Origin of the sequence: Leucobacter tardus (assembly GCF_017583045.1) — a bacterium.
GTDB lineage: Bacteria > Actinomycetota > Actinomycetes > Actinomycetales > Microbacteriaceae > Leucobacter > Leucobacter tardus.
Window position 1 is genome coordinate 1 of sequence record NZ_JAGFBF010000002.1, and the last position, 17,834, is coordinate 17,834.

A 17,834-nucleotide genomic window follows, 5' to 3' on the forward strand; every position below is an offset into this window, starting at 1 on the left:
GGGGGGCCCCGGGGGGCGGGCGCGGGCCCGACCCTACCCCGATTGGGGGGGGGGGGCCGCCCGGGGCGAGCGCGCCGAGGTCGACCCCTTCCCACTGCGCCCACGAGGCGTGCAGACGGTGCAGGTCGTGCGCGGCGTACCACTCGACGCGTCCGTTGCCCGCGGTGCCGAGCGTGCGCACTCCGGGCATGACGATGCGCGCCACGCGGTCCGTCACCCCGGCCCAGGCGCGCGTGCGGCCGAGCACCGGCGGGACGGCGCGCAGCACGTAACCGACCGGTGGGCGTGCGCCGACCGTGAACTTCCAGTGCAGCGACCCGGCCGACACGCGCCAGCGGGAATGCCGGCGACGGCCGGTCACCTGGACGTGCACGGGCTCCACCCGAACCTCATCGAACACGTATGTCGCGGCGACGAACTCGGCCACTGTCTCCGTCGGCGCGATGAGGACACGGGTACCGTCCGCCCGTTCGATCATCACGTCGGCGAAGGGGCCGAATGGGCTGTGCACCCATGATCCGAGCACGAGGCGGACTCCCGACGCGGTTCCCGCTCCGGCGATGTGGCCCGCGAAGCGGTACCGCTGGGTCTGAGGCATGGGTGCAGCCTACCTCGCCGAGAAACATCCCATCCGGACACCGGTGCGCACCGAATCACCTCATAACAGCGCCCGAAGCGGGCGACGAAACGAGGAGGAACAGTATGCGTCAGCAGCACCGGATCACTCGCACGCTCGGCACCACCGCAGCCGCAGCAGCACTCGCCATCGGCGGTATCACCCTGGCAGGCGGAGCCGCCCAGGCGGATACGCAGACGGCGCCCGCAGCTGCACCCGCTGTCGTCGAGTCGGTCGCACCGACCTCCGTGCTCTCCGCCCTGATCAACGGACCGTTGATCGAGGGCCCGCTGCTCGACCTCGGCGGACTCCTCAACGACCTGCGCATCGGACAGTTCCAGAACAAGTGAGCACGGGTCGCACGTGCGACCCGTGACCCCATCGACCAGCTTGTCGCGCTGATGCGGTGCATCGGCCAGAAGAGGAGATCGTTCGTGTTGCAGCTCCCGTTCACGTCTCGTGCATCGAATTCGACGGAGGGGGAGCGCCTGCAGCTGACCGCTGCGCAGCGCGGCATCTGGTACGCGCAGCAGCTCGACCCCGGAAACCCGACGTATCAGATCGGTCAGTTCCTCGAACTCTCCGGCCCGATCGATGCCGAGCTCATGTCTCTGGCGCTCACGAAGGTCGCCGGCGATCTCGATGCGATCAGCTCGCGGTTCGCCGAAGACGCCGATGGTCCGTACGCGGTGATCCGTCGCCCGCGGCCCGGCGCGCGTCTGCTGCAGGTCGTCGATCTCACCTCCGTCGAGCCCGATGAGGCACGCGCCCGCGCACGCGCGCAGATGGACGCCGAGATGGAGACCCCGCGGGACCTCACGGGAGACCAGCTCTTCGGGGCGACGCTCTTCCGGATGCCGGATGGCGGATCGCAGTTCTTCCAGCGCGTCCACCACATCATGCTCGACGGCTACTCGGCGGTGATCGCGCTGAAGTACCTCGCGGAGGTGTACTCGCGACTGACGAAGCTCACGCTCGGCGGGCGGTTCGCCGGGGTGCTGCGCACCCCGCTGTCGCACATCGTCGCCCGGATCCCGTCTCCGTTGCCCGCGCTGCCGGAGCTCCTGGACACGCTCGAGGCGTACCGGGCGTCCGAGCAGTACGGGCGCGACGAGGCGTACTGGCGGGAAGCGCTCGCCGAGGAGGCGACCGTCACCGGGCTCGAAGGCGCTCCGTCGTCGGTGGCCCGGCGGGTGGAGCGCGTGACGGTGAACCTGACCGCGGAACGCGCCGAGCAGCTCTCGAGCCTGGGCCGCGAGCTGCCGAAGACGATCGTGGCGCTCACGGCGCTCTACCTGTCGCGCATCACGGGGGAGGAGCGGGTGTCTCTCGGACTCCCGGTCACTGCGCGACGCGGCAAGGTCGCCAAGCGCACGCCGTCCATGCTGTCGAGCATTCTGCCGATGCGCATCGACATCGATCCGTCGCACACCGTCAGCGAGACGGTGCAGCGGGCCGGCGATGTCGTGCGGGGTGCGGTGCAGCACCAGCGGTTCCGTGTCGAGGAGATCGACGGGGCGCCGGCGTATGCCGGCCCGTCGATCAACCTGCTGCCCGTCATCGACGACCTGCACTTCGGCGATACTCCGGGCACGGTCAACATCCTCTCGACGGGCCCCGTGCACGACCTCTCGGTCGTGCTGTCCGGGCTCGAGAGCGGTGCTGCCGATGCGCGCCTGCAGCTCGAGGGCGACGCCTCGCTCCATTCCGCCGAGACGCTGCACGAGCACGCGCGGCGCCTGCTCGCGCTGATCGACGAGGCGCTCGTGCGAGACGATGCACGGGTGGCGGATCTGCCGATGGTCTCGGCGTCCGAGTCCGAGGCACTCCTCGATCGGGGAATCGGCGAGATCGCCCCGATCCCGACGCGCACGGTGCTCGACGCCCTCGCGGAGCACGTCGCGTCCACGCCGCAGCGGACCGCCGTGGTCGCCGAGGATCGGAGCCTCACCTTCGCCGAGCTCGACGGAGAGGCGAACCGGCTGGCGCGGTACCTGATCGATCAGGGCGTCGGACCCGGATCGGCCGTCGCCGTGCGAGTCGACCGCACCTCGGCCCTGCCGGTGGCGGTGCTCGCCGTCCTGCGCGCCGGAGGGGTCTACGTGCCACTCGATCCGGCGTACCCGGTGGACCGCGTCGCCGCGATGATCGAGGATTCGAGTCCCGCGGTGATCCTCACCGAGACACCCCAGGCCGAGCGGGATCGTGCCGACGGCGCGAGTTGGGACGTGCCGTCCGTCGTCCTCGACACGGACACGGCGGCCTGGCGGCGACAGAGCGCGCGTGCGCTGGTGAGCGGGACGGCGGGCGACGACGACCTCGCCTACATCGTCTTCACGTCGGGCAGCACGGGCCGCCCGAAGGGCGTGGGCGTCGACCGGCTCGCCCTCCGCAACCTCTTCCAGCAGCACAGTGCATCGCTCTTCACGCCCGCTCGTGAGCGTCTCGGCAGGCCCCTGCGCGTGGCACACACGACCGGACTGTCATTCGATGCCGCTTGGGATCCGCTGCTGTGGCTCTGCGCCGGACACGAACTGCACCTCATCGACGATGCGACGCGGCGCGATCCCGAGCGTCTGGTGACCGCGCTCGCCGACGCCGAGATCGACGCGATCGAGACGACACCGGCGTTCGCCGAAGCCCTCATCGGAGCCGGGCTGTTCTCGGCCCAGCGTTACCCGACCGAGATCGCACTCGGCGGGGAGGCCGTGGGCCCCGACCTCTGGGACGCCCTCGCCGAACGCGCGGACGTGCGCGCCGTCAACCTGTACGGACCCACCGAGACCACGGTGGACAGTATGGTGGCCGAGATCGAGCCGGGTTCGGCTCCGCACCTCGGCGGCTCGGTGCTGAACAGTCGCCACTACGTGCTCGACGCCGGTCTGCAGCCGGTACCCGACCGCGCCAATGGCGAGCTGTACCTCGCCGGAGCCAATGTGGCTCGCGGGTATGTCGGACAGCCGGGTCTCAGCGCGGAACGGTTCATCGCCGACCCCTTCGCCTCCGACGGTTCGCGCATGTACCGCACCGGCGACGTCGTGCAGCGGCGCGACGACGGCTCGCTGCGGTTCGTGGGTCGCCTCGACGATCAGGTGAAGATCCGCGGGTACCGCGTCGAGATCGACGAGGTCGAGAGCGCGCTGCGCGCGCAGGACGGGGTCGCCGCGGCGGCGGCGCTCGTGCTCGGGTCGGGTGCGGCCGCGCGGATCGTCGGGTACGTGACCGCGGGTGACGGCGTCGACCCCTCCGACCACGCCCTGACCTCCGCGGTGCGCGAGGGCATGCGCCGTTCGGTGCCCGACTACATGGTGCCCGCATCGGTCCTGCTGCTCGACGAGTTCCCGATGACGCCGAACGGCAAGCTCGACCGGCGCGCGCTGCCCGCTCCCGACGCGGGCGTCGTCGCCTCCCAGCAGCCGCGCACCGACGCCGAGCGCCGCGTCGCCGAGGCGATCGCCGAGGTGCTCGAGATCGAACAGGTGGGCATCGACGAGGACTTCTTCGCCGCGGGCGGGCACTCGCTGCTGGCCACGCGCCTCGCCGCACTCCTCTCCGAGCGTCTCGAGCGCTCGGTCGCCGTGCGCGACGTCTTCGAGCGCCCGACGGCCGCCGCTCTGGCGGAGCTCGCGCAGTCGGCGGGCGAGCAGCGCGATCGGGTCTCCGTCGCCGTGCGCCCCGTCCCGCTGCCGGTGTCGCTGACGCAGCGTCGACTGTGGTTCCTGAATCGTCTCGAGCCGGACTCCTCGGCGTACAACATCCCGCTCGTCCTCGAGGTCGACGGGCCGCTCGACGTGCGCGCGCTGCGGCGCGCCGTCGACGACGTCGTCGCCAGGCACGAGCCGCTGCGCACGCGCTTCCCGATGGAGCAGGGGGAACCGGTTCAGCAGGTGATCGATGCGGACGACGCCCGGGTGCCGTTCCTCGCGATCGACGCCGGCAACGCCGATGTCGACACGGTCGTCGCGCACGAGGCGACCCGACCGTTCGACATCGCTCGTGAGCTTCCGTTGCGCGCTCTCGTGCTCAGGGTCGCCGACGATCGGCACGTCCTCGTCCTGACGCTGCACCACATCGCCGCCGACGGCTGGTCGCTCGCACCGTTCGCACGTGACCTCTCACTGGCGTACACCGCGCAGCTCGACGGCACGGCACCGGAGTTCCCGGAGCTGCCGGTCGCGTACGCCGACTTCGCGGTCTGGCAACGCGATCGGCTCGGCGACGCCGCGGACCCCGACAGCGAGATCCGGCAGCAGCTCGCCTACTGGACGCGCGCACTCGCCGGCGCTCCCGCCGAGATCACCCTGCCCCGCGACTTCGACCGCGCATCGGCGACGGACGCGGGCGCGGGAGAGTGCACGTTCGATGTGCCCGCCGATCAGCACGCCGTGCTTCGCGACACCGCGCAGGGGCACCAGGCGAGCCTCTTCATGGTGCTGCACGCGGCGCTCGCGCTCACGCTCGAGCACGTCGGCGCCGGCGAGGACATCGTCATCGGTACACCGGTGGCGGGACGCGACGATCCGCACCTCGAAGACCTCGTCGGCTTCTTCGTTAACACGATCGCGCTGCGCGTCTCGCTGTCGGGCGACCCGACGCTCGCGGAACTGCTCGAGCGCGTCCGCTCGGGCAACACTGAAGCCTACGGGCACCAGGAGGTGCCCTTCGACACGGTCGTGGATGCGATCAAGCCGCCGCGGTCGGCCGGGCGCCACCCGGTGTTCCAGGTGATGCTGACCCTGCAGAACACGGCTCCGGCGGAACTGCGGCTCGGCGAGGCGTCCGTCTCGGTGCCCGGGCAGATGACGAGCGCCGGCGTGAAGGCCGATCTGCTGTTCGATGCGGCGACGCCGGACGGCGACGACGGCCCGCTGCGCATCGGCATCGGGTACGATCGATCGCTCTTCACCGCGGAGACGGTGGAACGGATCCGAGACGCGTTCTCCCGCGCGCTCGCCGCGGTCACGAGCGACGGCGATCGCAGCATCTCGCGCGTCGCGCTCGGAACGTCCGACGCGATCGCAGATGTCGCGGATACCGACCGCGGCCGGGAGCTCGTCGCGGCGGACTCGGTGCTCGATCGGCTGCAGCAGACCGTCGCACGCATCCCCGACGCACCGGCGCTCAGCGCGGGCTCCGATCGGTGGACGTTCCGCGAGCTCGACGCCGAGATCACCCGGTTGGCGTCCGGCATGGCGACGCTCGGGATTCGCGCCGGCGACCGTGTCGGCGTGGCGATGCCGCGCGGCAGGGATGCGATCGCGCTCGTCCTCGCCGCGCTGCGAGCGGGAGCGATCGCGGTGCCCATCGACGTGCAGTACCCCGACCTCCGCATCGCTCAGATGTGGGAGGACGCCGATCTCACCCTGCTGCTGACCGCGGACTCCGACCGCATGCGAGGGATCGCCGACGGCGCGGAGCAGACGATGCCGCACACCACGGTGAGCGCGCCGGACGAACTGCGGCGAGCGCACGCCGACGCCGATGGGACACCCCGGATCGCGCACGTCGCCCGGCTCGACGACGTCGCCTACCTCGTCTACACGTCGGGGACGACGGGCCGCCCGAAGGGGGTGCAGGTGTCGCACGGTGCCCTGGCGAACGTGCTCGCTCAGCACGAGGACGCACTGATCGGTCCGGCGCGCGAGCGGATCGGCGGGGAGCCGCGCATGCTGCACCTCTCGGGCCTCGGGTTCGATGCCGCGTGGGATCCGATGCTCTGGCTCGTCTCGGGCTCGGAACTCGTGATGGCCGACGACGCGCTGCGCGTGGACGCCGAACGCGTGGTGGAGACCATCCGCGAGGCGGGGATCGACGTGATCGAGACGACCCCGTCCTACGCCGCGCAGCTCGCGTCCGTCGGACTGCTCGACGATGCGAGGGACCGGAAGACGCCGCTCACTCTGGCGCTCGGCGGCGAGGCCGTGTCGGCCGACCTGTGGAACCGGATCGCCGAGAACCCCGGAGTCGACGGGTGGAACCTGTACGGCCCGAGCGAGTCGACCGTCGACGCCGTCGTCGCGCCGATCGCGGAAGGACGGGTCGTGATCGGCGCGCCGATCGCCAACGTCTCCGCCCGGGTGCTCGACCGCTTCCTGCGTCCGGTGCCCCCGGGGACGGAGGGAGAGCTCTATCTGTCGGGAGCGTCGCTCGCCGACGGGTATCGCGGTCGCGCGGTCGAGACGGCGACGCGTTTCGTCGCCGACCCGTCCGAGCCGGGTGCGCGCATGTACCGCACCGGTGACGTGGTGCGCCGCGGACGCGATGGCGCGCTCGAGTTCTTGCGACGGAACGACGATCAGATCAAGCTGCGCGGGTTCCGGATCGAGCTGGGGGACGTGGAGCGCACGCTCGAGCGCGTTGCCGGGGTGCGGCAGGCCGTGGCGCGTGTGGTGACCCCGGGAGGCCAGAACGCCAACGCGCAGCTCGTCGCCTGGGTCGCGCCCGAATCGAGCGTCGAGGATCTCGATCCGGAGAGCGTGCGCCGGGAGACGGCGGATCGTCTGCCGGAGTATCAGGTGCCGACGCGCATCACGTCGGTGGCCGAGTTCCCGATGACGCCGAACGGCAAGATCGATATCGATCGGCTCCCGGAGCCCCTCGCGACCACGAGCGACCGGAAGCCCTCCTCCCCGGTCGAGCAGTCGGTCGCCGATGCGTTCGGGGTGGTGCTCGGCGTCGACGACGTCGGCATGGACGACGATTTCTTCCAGCTCGGCGGTCACTCGCTGCTCGCCGTCAGCCTCGCGGGCGAGTTGCGGGACCGTCTGGGTGCCGAGCTGCCGCTGCGCGCGCTCTTCGAGGCGACGACCCCGGCGCGTGTGGTCTCCGCCATCGGCTCGGACGCCGCGGGCGTCGGGTCGGGATCCGGCGGCGCCGGTGACGCTCCCACCGTGATGGCGCTCTCGGAGTGGACGTCGGCCCATCCGCGCGATGCCGGGGCGGATGCCCCGCTCTCGCCGGGCCAGGCGAGACTGCACTTCTTGAATCGCCTCGACCCGGCGTCGCCCGAATACTCCGTCGTGCTGCAGGCGGGTCTGACGGGCGAGCTCGACGTCGAGGCGTTGGAGGCGGCGATCGACGACGTCGTCGCGCGCCATGAGGTGCTGCGCACCGTCTACCCCGAGGTCGATGGTGCGCCGGTGCAGCGGGTACTCCCGGCACCGCAGGGACTTCTGCGCCACGAACCGGTCGATACGCGGCGGGGCTTCGACCTCGCCACCGAACTGCCCATCCGGGCCGGCCTCGCAGTGCTCGCTCCGAACGAGTGGCGACTCGACCTGGTCATCCATCACATCGCGACGGACGGTGCATCGCTCGCACCGCTGACGCGCGACCTCGCGACGGCGTACGCCGCACGCACCGCCGGTGCGCCGGCGTTGCAGCGACCGCTCGCGGTGCAGGTCGCGGACTTCGCACGGATGCAGCGCGCGCAGGAGGTCGACGCGGCGACCGACGCGGGGCTGGCGTCCTGGCTCGAACGGCTCGAGGGAGCGCCCGACGAACTCGACCTGCCGGCGGACGGACGCCGTTCGGATGCGGTCTCGCGTCGAGCGATCCAGGTGCCCTTCACCGTTCCCGCCGACGTCGCCGGCGCGCTCGGCCACGCTGCGGGCACTGCAGGAGGCACCGCGTTCCACGGGTGGCTCGGCGCACTCGCCGGCTACCTGCACCGCGTGGGTGCGGGCGACGACATCGTGATCGGGTCGCCCTCGGCGGGGCGCTCGGATCCCGACCTCTCCGACCTGGTCGGTTTCTTCGTGAACACCCTGCCGCTCCGCATCGGACTGGCGGACGACCCGACCCTGCACCAGACGATCCGACGCGCACGCGAGTCGACGCTGCACGCCATCGAGCACGAGTCGGTCCCGTTCGAGCGCATCGTCGAGGCGATGTCGCCGGAGCGCCGTCTGGGGCGGCACCCGCTGTTCCAGACCATGCTGACGGTCGAAGAAGTGTCGGGAGCCGCGCTCGACCTGCCCGGTGTCGAGGTGCAGGCGATCGAGCCGGAGAGCACCGGGGCGGCGAAGGTCGACTTGTCATTCACCCTGCGACTCAGCGAGACCGGTGATGTCTCGGGCGTGCTCGAGGCCGACGCCGAACTCTTCAGCGAGGCGGCGGCGCACGGCCTCGTCGAGCGCTGGATCGAGTTCGTGCGGACGGCAACGGCCCAGCCCTCGTCCGCACTGCGGACGCTGCCCTTCGCGGACGGAGCGTCCCGGATCGACGGCGCCGATCCCGGCACGATCGTTCCCGAGCCGCTGTTCGATATCTTCGCGCGCACGATCGCGGCGGCCCCCGCCGCGCCGCTGATCTCGGACGGGACGACGCAGCTCTCGGCCGAGCAGCTCGACGACCGGGTGAGCGCGCTCGCCGCCGGGCTCGCCGCCCGGGGCGTGCAGGCGGGCGACGCTGTCGCGATCCACCTGCCTCGCTCCGTCGATACGGCGGCCGCCATGCTCGCGGTATGGCGCGCCGGTGCGGTCGGCGTGCCTGTCGACACGGAGCTGCCCGTGGAACGGGTGCGGAAGATGATCCGCGCCACGGCTGCGGTCGTGCGCATCTCGGTCGAGTCGGACGCGTCGCTCGGCGACTCGTCGAACGGGGTGACCGATGCCCCGGTCGTGACCGTCGACGCGCTCATCGCGGCCGCCGGAGGCGACCGCGTCGTTCGCGCCGTCGAGCCGCACCACCCGGCGTACGTGATCTTCACCTCCGGGTCGACCGGCGAGCCGAAGGGCGTGCAGGTGCCGCATCGTGCGCTCGATGCGCTGCTCGCGAGCCACCGGTCCACCGTGATGGCCGGGGCGGACGGGGCCCGCGTCGCGCACACGACCGGCGTCGGTTTCGATGCCGCGATCGACCCGCTGCTCTGGCTCGTCTCCGGGCACGAGCTCGTCGTGCTCGACGACGACACCCGCCGCAACCCGCGCGCCCTCGTCGACGCGCTCGACGAACTCGAGATCGACGTGTGGGAGACCACCCCGAGTTACGTGGCGGCGCTCGTCGAGCAGAGCCGACTCGGAGACTGGTGGGACGCCCGGTCGCCCGAGCGTCCGTTCACGATGCTCCTCGGCGGCGAGCCCGTCGACCAGGGGCTGTGGACCTGGCTGCGGTCGCGCCCGGCGGTCGACGCCTGGAACCTGTACGGGCCGACCGAGGTCGGCGTCGACACGCTGATCGCTTCCGTGAAGCGGTCGCCGAGCCCCGATCTCGGCGTCACCACCACGGAGACCCGCGCGTACGTGCTCGACGGCCGGCTGCAGCCGGTTCCGATCGGTTCGGTGGGCGAACTCTGGTTGGCCGGAAGCCAGCTCGCCGACGGCTACCTCGGCAATGCGGTGAGCACCGCCGATCACTTCGTCGCCGACCCGTTCACGGCGGACGGCAACCGGATGTACCGGACGGGCGACCTGGTCGTCGTGCGGGACCGCGATGCGCACGGGCATGCCCGGGTCGAATCGCTGGGCCGCTCCGACGGGCAGGTGAAGATCCGCGGGCACCGCGTCGAACCCGGGGAGATCGAATCGGTGCTCCGGGCGGCCTCCGGCATCGTCGACGCCGTCGTGCGACCGGTGAGCGGTCCCGGCGGGGACGTGCTCGCCGCATGGGTGGTACCGGCGGACACGGAGACCGACTTCGACGCCCTCGTGGCTCGGGCGCAGGTGGCCCTGCGCGAGCGGGTGGCGGACTACATGGTGCCGCGCGAAGTCGTGCGGATCGAGGAGGTGCCGCGCACCCCGAACGGCAAGGTCGATGTGCGCGCGCTTCCCGAGGTCCGCGTCACGGGCGGTGCGGGTCGTGCGCCGGAGACCGCGGCGGAGCGCGCCGTCGCCGCGGCGTTCGCCGAGGTGCTCGGCGTCTCGGAGGTCGGCGCTGAGGATTCGTTCTTCGCGCTCGGCGGCCACTCGTTCATCGCGCAGCCGCTCATCGACGCGGTGAATCGGTCGGTGGACGCGCGGGTGACGGTGCAGAGCCTGTTCCGCGCGCCGACGGTCGAGGGGCTCGCCGCCCTGGCGACGTCGGCGGACTCCGCCGATGCCGACGACCTCGACGGGAGTCTCGCCCGAGTGCTGCCGCTCCGGGCCGGCGACGGGAGCGCACCGCTCTTCATGGTGCACCCCGCCACCGGGTTGGCGTGGAAGTTCGCGGGACTCGCCGCGCAGCTGCCCACCGAACGGCCGGTGTTCGGACTGCAGATGCCCGGGATCGCGCCCGACGAGACCGAGCTCCCGCTCGCCGACGACACCGACGAGCTGCTCGATGCCTACCTCGCCGGCATGCGCGAGATCCAGCCGACGGGCCCGTACCATCTGATCGGATACTCGCTCGGCGGACGCATCGCGCATCTGCTCGCCGGGCGGTTGCAGGCCGCGGGGGAGCGGGTCGAGCTGCTCGTCTCCATCGACGCCTACCCGGGGGAGACGGAGCACGGGACGCATCGGGCGCTCACCGGACTCGAGACCGACGACGAGATGTGGCGGGCGTTCCTCGACGCCAACTGCATTGCGGCGCCGGCGAGCGACGCGGAGGCCGGCGCGTTCGATCCGGAGGCCGCACTCGCCTACCTCCGTGAGGCGGGCAGCCCGCTCGGCGACATCCCGGTCGCGAGCGTGCGCCAGATGGTCACGCGCTTCCGCCACCTCGGAGCGCGACTCGATGAGGCGGAACTGCCGGTTTACTCGGGTGACATCCTGCTGTTCGAGGCGACCCAGGAGGTGCCGACCGATCGGCCGGACCCCGAGGCCTGGCAGCAATACGTCGACGGGAACGTCGAGATCGTTCCCGTTCCGGCGCGGCACCAGGACATGCTCGACCAGCATGCACTGGTCGAGCTGGTGCCGGCCCTCGAAACGGCGCTCGCACGACTCGAGTCCCCGATGTGAGGTTGCGGAGGGGTGCGTTCGCGGACGCAGCGCACCCCTCCGCAGGCAACGGGTGTGGGAGATGTTGCGCGGACCGAACCGGTTCCGGATCGGTTCCGAAGAACCTGTAGCAACGATTTCGCCGCCCGGCGGCTCACAGGAGGAGGAACCGTGACCAATCCCTTCGACAACACTGCAGGAGTATTCCGAGTGCTCGTCAACGAGGCGAACCAGCACTCGCTGTGGCCGGACTTCGCAGACGTGCCGAGCGGATGGGTCGTGGTGCACGGCCCCGCAGAACGTCAGTCGTGCGTCGATTACGTCGCCGAGCACTGGCACGACATCACGCCGATCGCCCCGCGCGACCGGGTGGCTTCGTGATTTCGATCAGCGGAGTCCGCAAACGCTTCGGCGACCACGAGGCCCTGGCCGGCGTCGACCTGGAGGTGCCCCAGGGCACGGTCCAGGGTCTGCTCGGCCCGAACGGTGCGGGCAAGACGACGACCGTGCGCGTGCTCACCACGCTGCTCGATCCCGATGCAGGCGAGGCGTACGTCGCCGGCCACTCGGTCCGGACGCACGGAGATCGGGTGCGCCGCAATCTCGGGCTCTCGGGGCAGTACGCCGCCGTCGACGAGCGACTCACCGGTTTCGAGAACCTCGTGCTGGTGGGTGAGCTGTACGGCATGAAGCGCCGAGCGGCCCGGGAACGCGCGAGCGAGCTGCTGCGCGAGTTCCGCCTCGACGACGTACCGCGCACCAAGCGGGCCGGAGCGTATTCGGGCGGGATGCGACGTCGACTCGACCTCGCCGGCGCCATTGTGGCGCGACCACCGGTCGTGATCCTCGACGAGCCCACCACCGGACTCGACCCGCGCGGCCGCCGCGACACGTGGAACGCCGTGAACGCACTCACTCAGGGAGGGACCACGGTGCTCCTCACCACCCAGTACCTCGAAGAGGCCGACGAGCTGGCGGATGCGATCGCCGTGATCGATGCCGGACGCATCGTGGCGGAGGGCACCGCCACCGAGCTGAAGGCCAGGGCCGGAGGCAGCCGGATCGAGGTCACGCTCGACGTCGGCTCCGACGGCGAAGCGGCGAACGCGGCGGTGGAGCGCGCCGTGGGCGGAGCCGTCTACGACGGACGTGCGCGGACGATCCGCGCCGACGCGCCTGAAGGGCTCGAGTCGCTGCACCGGGTCGTCGAAGCGCTCGCCGCTCAGCGGATCGAGGTGCTCGAGACCGCGCTCAGGCAGCCTACGCTCGACGACGTCTTCCTCCGATTGACCGGGTCTCCGGCCATCGCAGCGACGCCCGAGCCTGCGGCGGCGGAGGTGACGGCATGAGCGCGCTGACAGCGGTCCGCGACGGCGGCGTGATCGCCCGCCGCAATCTCGCAGGTGTGCGCCGCACACCCGGCGCGCTCGTGACGGGTGTCGCCCAGCCCATCATCTTCGTGCTGATCCTCGCGTTCGTCTTCGGCGGTGCGCTCGGCGGGGACGCGTACCGCGAGTTCCTCATCGGCGGCATCCTCGCGCAGACGTTGGTGTTCAACTCCTCGTTCACCGCGGTGTACCTCGCGAAAGATCTGCAGACCGGACTCATCGATCGATTCCGGGCCTTGCCCATGTCGAGGATCGGGGTGATCCTCGGACGCACGCTCTCCGACCTGGTCACCAGCACGATCTCCGTGCTCGTCATCATCGGCTGCGGTCTGCTCATCGGGTGGCGCGTGCACAACGGGATCCTTCCCGCGGTGTGGGCCGCCGGTCTGCTGCTGCTCTTCGCGTTCGCCACATCGTGGATCGGCGCATTCATCGCGATGTCCGCGCGGAGCGTGGAGGTGGCCCAGAGCGTCGGGCTGCTGTGGCTCTTCCCGGTGTGCTTCATCTCGGGAGCCTTCGTGTCGGCCGACATGCTGCCCGGCCCGTTGCGGGCGGTCGCGGAGTGGAACCCGGTGACCGCCGTCGCCACGGCTGTCCGTCAGGGGTTCGGCAACGAGGCGCCTGCGGGGTTCGCTGCGGCGGGCGGTTGGCCCGCCGAGAACGCGCTGCTCTACTCCGTGCTGTGCTGCGTCGCCATCATCGCGATCTTCGCGCCGCTCGCCGTGCAGCAGTACCGCAGCATCAGCCGCCGATGATCGACGTCGTCGTCGACCGCGTCGATGCCGTGCTCGACGCCGCGGCCGAGGTCGCCGCAACGCTCGCGACGTCGCCTCCATCGCCGCTCGACGGCGACCTCGGCCCGTGGCGCGTGCTGCTCGACGGCGACGACCGTGCCGCGATCAGCGCACGTCGCTTTCCGAGCGACCGGCGCCGTACTCTCGCCGGCCGGCTCGTGCTGCGATCGTTGCTGCTCGATCGGCTCGGCCGCAGCTGGCGCGACCTGCCCGACCTGCTGGTCTGCCGCACGTGCGACAGTTGCGGGGCCGCGCACGGCCGACCCCGCTACCCGTCGATGTCGCTCTCGAGCGCCTCGTCGGATGGCTGGGTGAGCGCAGCGGTCGGCGCGGAGCGCGCGGCGGTCGGGATCGACATCGAGGCCGTCCGCGAGACCACCTGGAGCGGGTTCGATGGCGCCGCCCTGCACCCCGTCGAGCGCGAGCACTTCCGTCGACACGGGTCCGCAGCGCGCCCGCGGCTGCAGCGCTGGGCCGACAAGGAGGCCGTGCTGAAGGCCGCGGGTGTCGGCCTCCGTGTGGATCCCGCGGCTCTCCGCATCGCGGAGCAGAGCAGCACGCGCACTGCCTTGCGGTGCGCGCCGGAGCGCAATGGGTCCGGTTCCCCGCTCGAATGGAGGCGGGTCGTCGTGTCGCCGACGTCCGCCGCGGAAGGATTCAGCGTCGCCGCGATCGCCGCCGCCCCGGGCGAGGGCGGGGCGGCGGCGTCGATCGCGTCGACGTCACCCGACGATGTTCGGCTCAGGAGTTTCGCCGGGCTCGACCTCTGAGCCCGACTGCGCCGCGGCGCCGGGAACGAGCACGAGCTTGCCCGACGTGCGGCCCGTGTCCCCGGACTCGTGGGCGCGAGCCGCATCCTCCAGTGCGAAGGTCTCGGCGATCGTCGCGCGCAGTCGACCGGTCTCGACGAGGTCGGCGATGGCGAGCATGCCGGCGTGATCCGCCTCGACCAGAATGAGTTCGGCGCGCACGCCGAGTCGATCCGCCTCGTCCGCCAGGCCGTCGGCGGGTCGCGGCAGCGTGGAGACGAGCAGGCCGCCAGGACGCAGCGTGCGCAGCGACCGAAGCTGGTACTCGCCGCCGATCGTGTCCAGGACCACGTCGACATCGGTGACCGCATCGGCGAAATCGACCTCGCGATAGTCGATCATCTCGTCGGCGCCGAGCCCGCGCACGAAGTCGTGCTTGCCGGCGCTCGCCGTGCCGATGACCGTCGCGCCCCGCGACTTCGCGATCTGCACCGCCAGGTGACCGACGCCCCCTGCGGCCGCGTGGATCAGGACTCGATCCCCCTCTGACACCTGCGCCGTGTCGACGAGCGCCTGCCAGGCGGTGAGTGCGGCGAGCGGGATCGCGCCGGCCTGCACGTGGTCGATCGCTGCGGGTTTGGGGGCGAAGGCCCTGGTCGGCCCGACGACGTATTCGGCGTGCGCGCCGGCGCCGTGCGGGTAGGGGAGCATGCCGAACACCTCGTCGCCCGGCTTCAGGATGGTCACACCGATGCCGACGGCCACGACGTCCCCCGAGACGTCCCACCCCAGCGTGTAAGGCGGATCCCCGAGGAACCCCCGACCTGCCCGGTGCTTCCAGTCGGTCGGGTTCACTCCGGCTGCCCGGACGCGCACCAGGATCTCGCTCGGTCCGGGCTCCGGTCGCGGCACGCGCACCCGCTGCAGCACGTCGGGGCCGCCGAACTGCTCCTGCCAGATCGCCAGCATGGTGGGGTGGTCGGTGCCTGCGCTCGGTTCGCTCATGCGCCCATCCTCTCGCCGGCCTCCGGCACGCGCAAGGTGCCCGGGACCGGGCGTCGCTCGCGCCTCACGCGCGAGTGCCGCGCGGCGCGTCCTCCGGTGTCGTCGCCGCCCAGACCGCGGCGAGGAGCGCGAGGCCGGTCACCATGACGACGACGCCGGCCCACCCGAGGTGCGACCAGGCGATGCCCCCGAGAAACCCGAACACGCTCGACCCGGCGTAGTACCAGAGGTTGTAGAGCGACGCCGACTGCGACCGGCCCTGCTCGGCTCGGGCCCCCGCCCATCCCGAGGCGACGGAGTGCGCGCCGAAGAAGCCGCCCGTCAGCACGACGAGGCCCACCACCACGACGACGAGAGACGGCGACAGGGTGAGCAGGGTGCCAGCGATCATCACGGCCGTGGACCCGAGCAGCAGCGGCTTCCGGCCGGTTCGCCCGGCGAGTCCGCCGACGAGCCGCGACGACACGGTCCCCGCGAGGTACGCCAGGAAGAGCAGGCTCGCGAGTCCGATCGGAATGAAGAACGGAGCCGCCTCGAGGCGGAATGTCAGGTAGTTGTACGCCGCGACGAACCCACCCATGAGCAGGAAACCCTGGCCGTAGAGCACGACGAGTCCGGGAGTGCGCATCAGGCGGCCCGACATGCGCAGCACCGATCGCACGGAGGCGGGGTGGGATCTGAAGCCCTGCGGCCTGGGGGTGACGATGAAGAAGACCGCGGTCGCGATCGCCGCGAGGACGGCGACCGCGAAGGCACCGAGGCGCCAATCCGCGGCGTCGGCGATCGGAGCCGCGATGAGGCGACCGGCGAGACCGCCGATCGTGGTGCCGGCCACGTAGGTGCCGGCCGCGACCGCGGCGTGCGTCCGATCGATCTCCTCGCTCAGGTAGGTGACGGCCACCCCGGGGATCCCCCCGAGCGCCACCCCCTCTAGAATGCGGACGCCGAGCAGCAGGTCGAACCAGGGGCACCACGGCATGCAGAGCCCCAGTACGGTCGCGGAGACGAGCGCGATCCGCATCGCCGTGACGCGTCCGATGCGGTCGGCGACCAGGGACCAGGGCAGCACGGAGACGGCGAGGCCGGTCGTCGCGGCAGAGATCGAGAGGCTCGCTCGAGAGGGGTCGACTTCGAGGTCGCTCGCGATGAGCGGCAGGATCCCCTGCGGAGAGTAGAGCTGCGCGAACGTGGCGATGCCTGCGCCGAGAAGGGCGATCAGGATTCGGCGGTAGGCGGGGGACCCGCGCCGGTGCCCCTCCCATCCCATGATCGCCACTCTACCGAAGCGCGTCGCTCGCGCAGAAGAGCCGCACTGCGCTTCGGGTGCAGTATGCTGCACTGATGCGTACATCCCACTTCGTCACGGCCTCCTCTCGCGGAGCGCGTTCATGAGACTGCAGGGCACCGGCACCGGGATCCCGCCGTGGTCGATGGCGGTCGCGGCCATGATGCTGATCCAAGTCTCCAACGCGCTCTCGGTCAGCGTGATCGCAGCGATCGGGCCCGCCGGCACGGCGTGGCTGCGCATGTGCTTCGGCACGCTGTTCCTCTGGGCGATCGCGCGCCCGGCCCTGCGCAGCATTCGCGCGCGCGACATCCCGAACCTCGTCGCGCTCGGAGCGGCGACCGGAGGAATGACCACGCTGTTCCTCGCGGCGATCGACCGCATCCCGCTCGGCACCGCCGTGGCGATCGAGTTTCTCGGGCCGCTGACGGTAGCGGCGATCGCCAGCACGCACCGTCGCGCCCTCATCTGGCCGGTGCTCGCACTCGCCGGCGTCGTGCTGCTCACCGAGCCGTGGCACGGCGACATCGATCTCGTCGGCGTCGGGTTCGCGCTCGCCGCAGCCGTCTGCTGGGCGTTCTACAACGTCTTCACCCAGCGCGTCGGCGACCGGTTCTCCGGCATCAGCGGGCTCTCCCTCACGATCCCGATCGGCGCGCTGCTCACGATGCCGTTCGGTCTGCCCCAAGTCGTCACCGGCGACTTCTCCTGGGGGGTGCTCGGCCTCGTAGCGGGCATCGCGCTCATCACGCCCGTCGTGTCGTTCGGACTCGAGATGCTCGCGCTGCGACGCATGACCCACTCGGCGTTCGGAACGCTGCTGTCGATCGAGCCGGCATTCGGCGTGATCATGGGGCTGCTGCTGCTCAGCCAGTCGCCGACGATCCTGCAGGTCATCGGCATCGCCGTCGTGATCGTCGCCGGCATCGCTGCGCAGCGGGGCGGGATCCGGGATCGCCTGCCCGGAGTGGCGAGCGACACCGTCACCGCTCACGTGCCCGCCCCGAACGCGGAGCGGGAGCCCGGTCGAGGACCGGACTCCCGCTGAGTGTTGCTCGTGCCCCCGGAGAGATTCGAACTCCCGACCTACGGTACCGGAAACCGGCGCTCTATCCCCTGAGCTACGGAGGCGAGT

General features: G+C 71.4%; 10 protein-coding genes and 1 tRNA gene. 7 read left to right on the forward strand and 4 right to left on the reverse strand.

The genetic code is table 11. The annotated features are described in order from the left end of the window. Positions 1–598, reverse strand: a 598-nt coding sequence (locus tag J4H85_RS04655; protein WP_208237405.1) for a hypothetical protein, incomplete at its 3' end; no start/stop codon positions are given. A gap of 104 nt (positions 599–702) precedes the next feature. Between J4H85_RS04655 and J4H85_RS04660 the strand changes: the two genes are divergently transcribed. The 6 genes from J4H85_RS04660 to J4H85_RS04685 all read left to right on the forward strand — a co-directional run bounded on the left by J4H85_RS04660 (position 703) and on the right by J4H85_RS04685 (position 14,430). Continuing rightward, positions 703–966 (forward strand): hypothetical protein, encoded by a 264-nt coding sequence (locus J4H85_RS04660; RefSeq protein ID WP_208237406.1) that lies wholly within the window; start codon positions 703–705, stop codon positions 964–966. An 84-nt stretch (positions 967–1,050) separates the two neighbouring features. Next, positions 1,051–11,499, forward strand: a complete 10,449-nt coding sequence (locus J4H85_RS04665; RefSeq protein WP_307863418.1) for a non-ribosomal peptide synthetase — start codon at positions 1,051–1,053, stop codon at positions 11,497–11,499. Between the two features lie 150 nt (positions 11,500–11,649). Next, positions 11,650–11,859, forward strand: coding sequence for an MbtH family protein (locus J4H85_RS04670; RefSeq protein WP_208237408.1), 210 nt, complete (start codon positions 11,650–11,652; stop codon positions 11,857–11,859). Next, positions 11,856–12,827 (forward strand): ATP-binding cassette domain-containing protein, encoded by a 972-nt coding sequence (locus tag J4H85_RS04675; protein WP_208237410.1) that lies wholly within the window; start codon positions 11,856–11,858, stop codon positions 12,825–12,827. Before J4H85_RS04670 ends, J4H85_RS04675 begins: the two co-directional genes overlap by 4 nt. Next, the gene (locus J4H85_RS04680; protein ID WP_208237412.1) at positions 12,824–13,621 is read left to right on the forward strand and encodes an ABC transporter permease; all 798 of its coding nucleotides are present in this window, start codon (positions 12,824–12,826) and stop codon (positions 13,619–13,621) included. Before J4H85_RS04675 ends, J4H85_RS04680 begins: the two co-directional genes overlap by 4 nt. Then, on the forward strand, positions 13,618–14,430 hold the full coding sequence (locus J4H85_RS04685; protein ID WP_208237414.1) for a 4'-phosphopantetheinyl transferase family protein: 813 nt from the start codon (positions 13,618–13,620) through the stop codon (positions 14,428–14,430). The genes J4H85_RS04680 and J4H85_RS04685 overlap by 4 nt, the downstream gene beginning before the upstream one ends. On the opposite strand, the gene J4H85_RS04690 is transcribed toward J4H85_RS04685, so the two are convergent. Both J4H85_RS04690 and J4H85_RS04695 read right to left on the reverse strand, forming a co-directional pair. Next, complete coding sequence (locus J4H85_RS04690) at positions 14,383–15,414, reverse strand: NADP-dependent oxidoreductase (protein ID WP_208237416.1); 1,032 nt, start codon at positions 15,412–15,414, stop codon at positions 14,383–14,385. The two genes, J4H85_RS04685 and J4H85_RS04690, sit on opposite strands and share 48 nt — an antisense overlap. A 64-nt stretch (positions 15,415–15,478) precedes the next feature. Continuing rightward, a complete protein-coding gene (locus J4H85_RS04695; protein ID WP_208237418.1) occupies positions 15,479–16,681 on the reverse strand; it encodes an MFS transporter in 1,203 nt (400 codons plus the stop codon). Positions 16,682–16,802: 121 nt separating this feature from the next. Between J4H85_RS04695 and J4H85_RS04700 the strand changes: the two genes are divergently transcribed. Beyond that, positions 16,803–17,747: an EamA family transporter gene (locus J4H85_RS04700; RefSeq protein ID WP_243893466.1), complete on the forward strand. Its 945-nt coding sequence runs from the start codon at positions 16,803–16,805 to the stop codon at positions 17,745–17,747. Positions 17,748–17,757: 10 nt separating this feature from the next. Here the strand turns inward: J4H85_RS04700 and J4H85_RS04705 are convergent. Next, positions 17,758–17,830, reverse strand: a tRNA-Arg gene (locus J4H85_RS04705). Between the last annotated feature and the right edge of the window lie 4 nt (positions 17,831–17,834).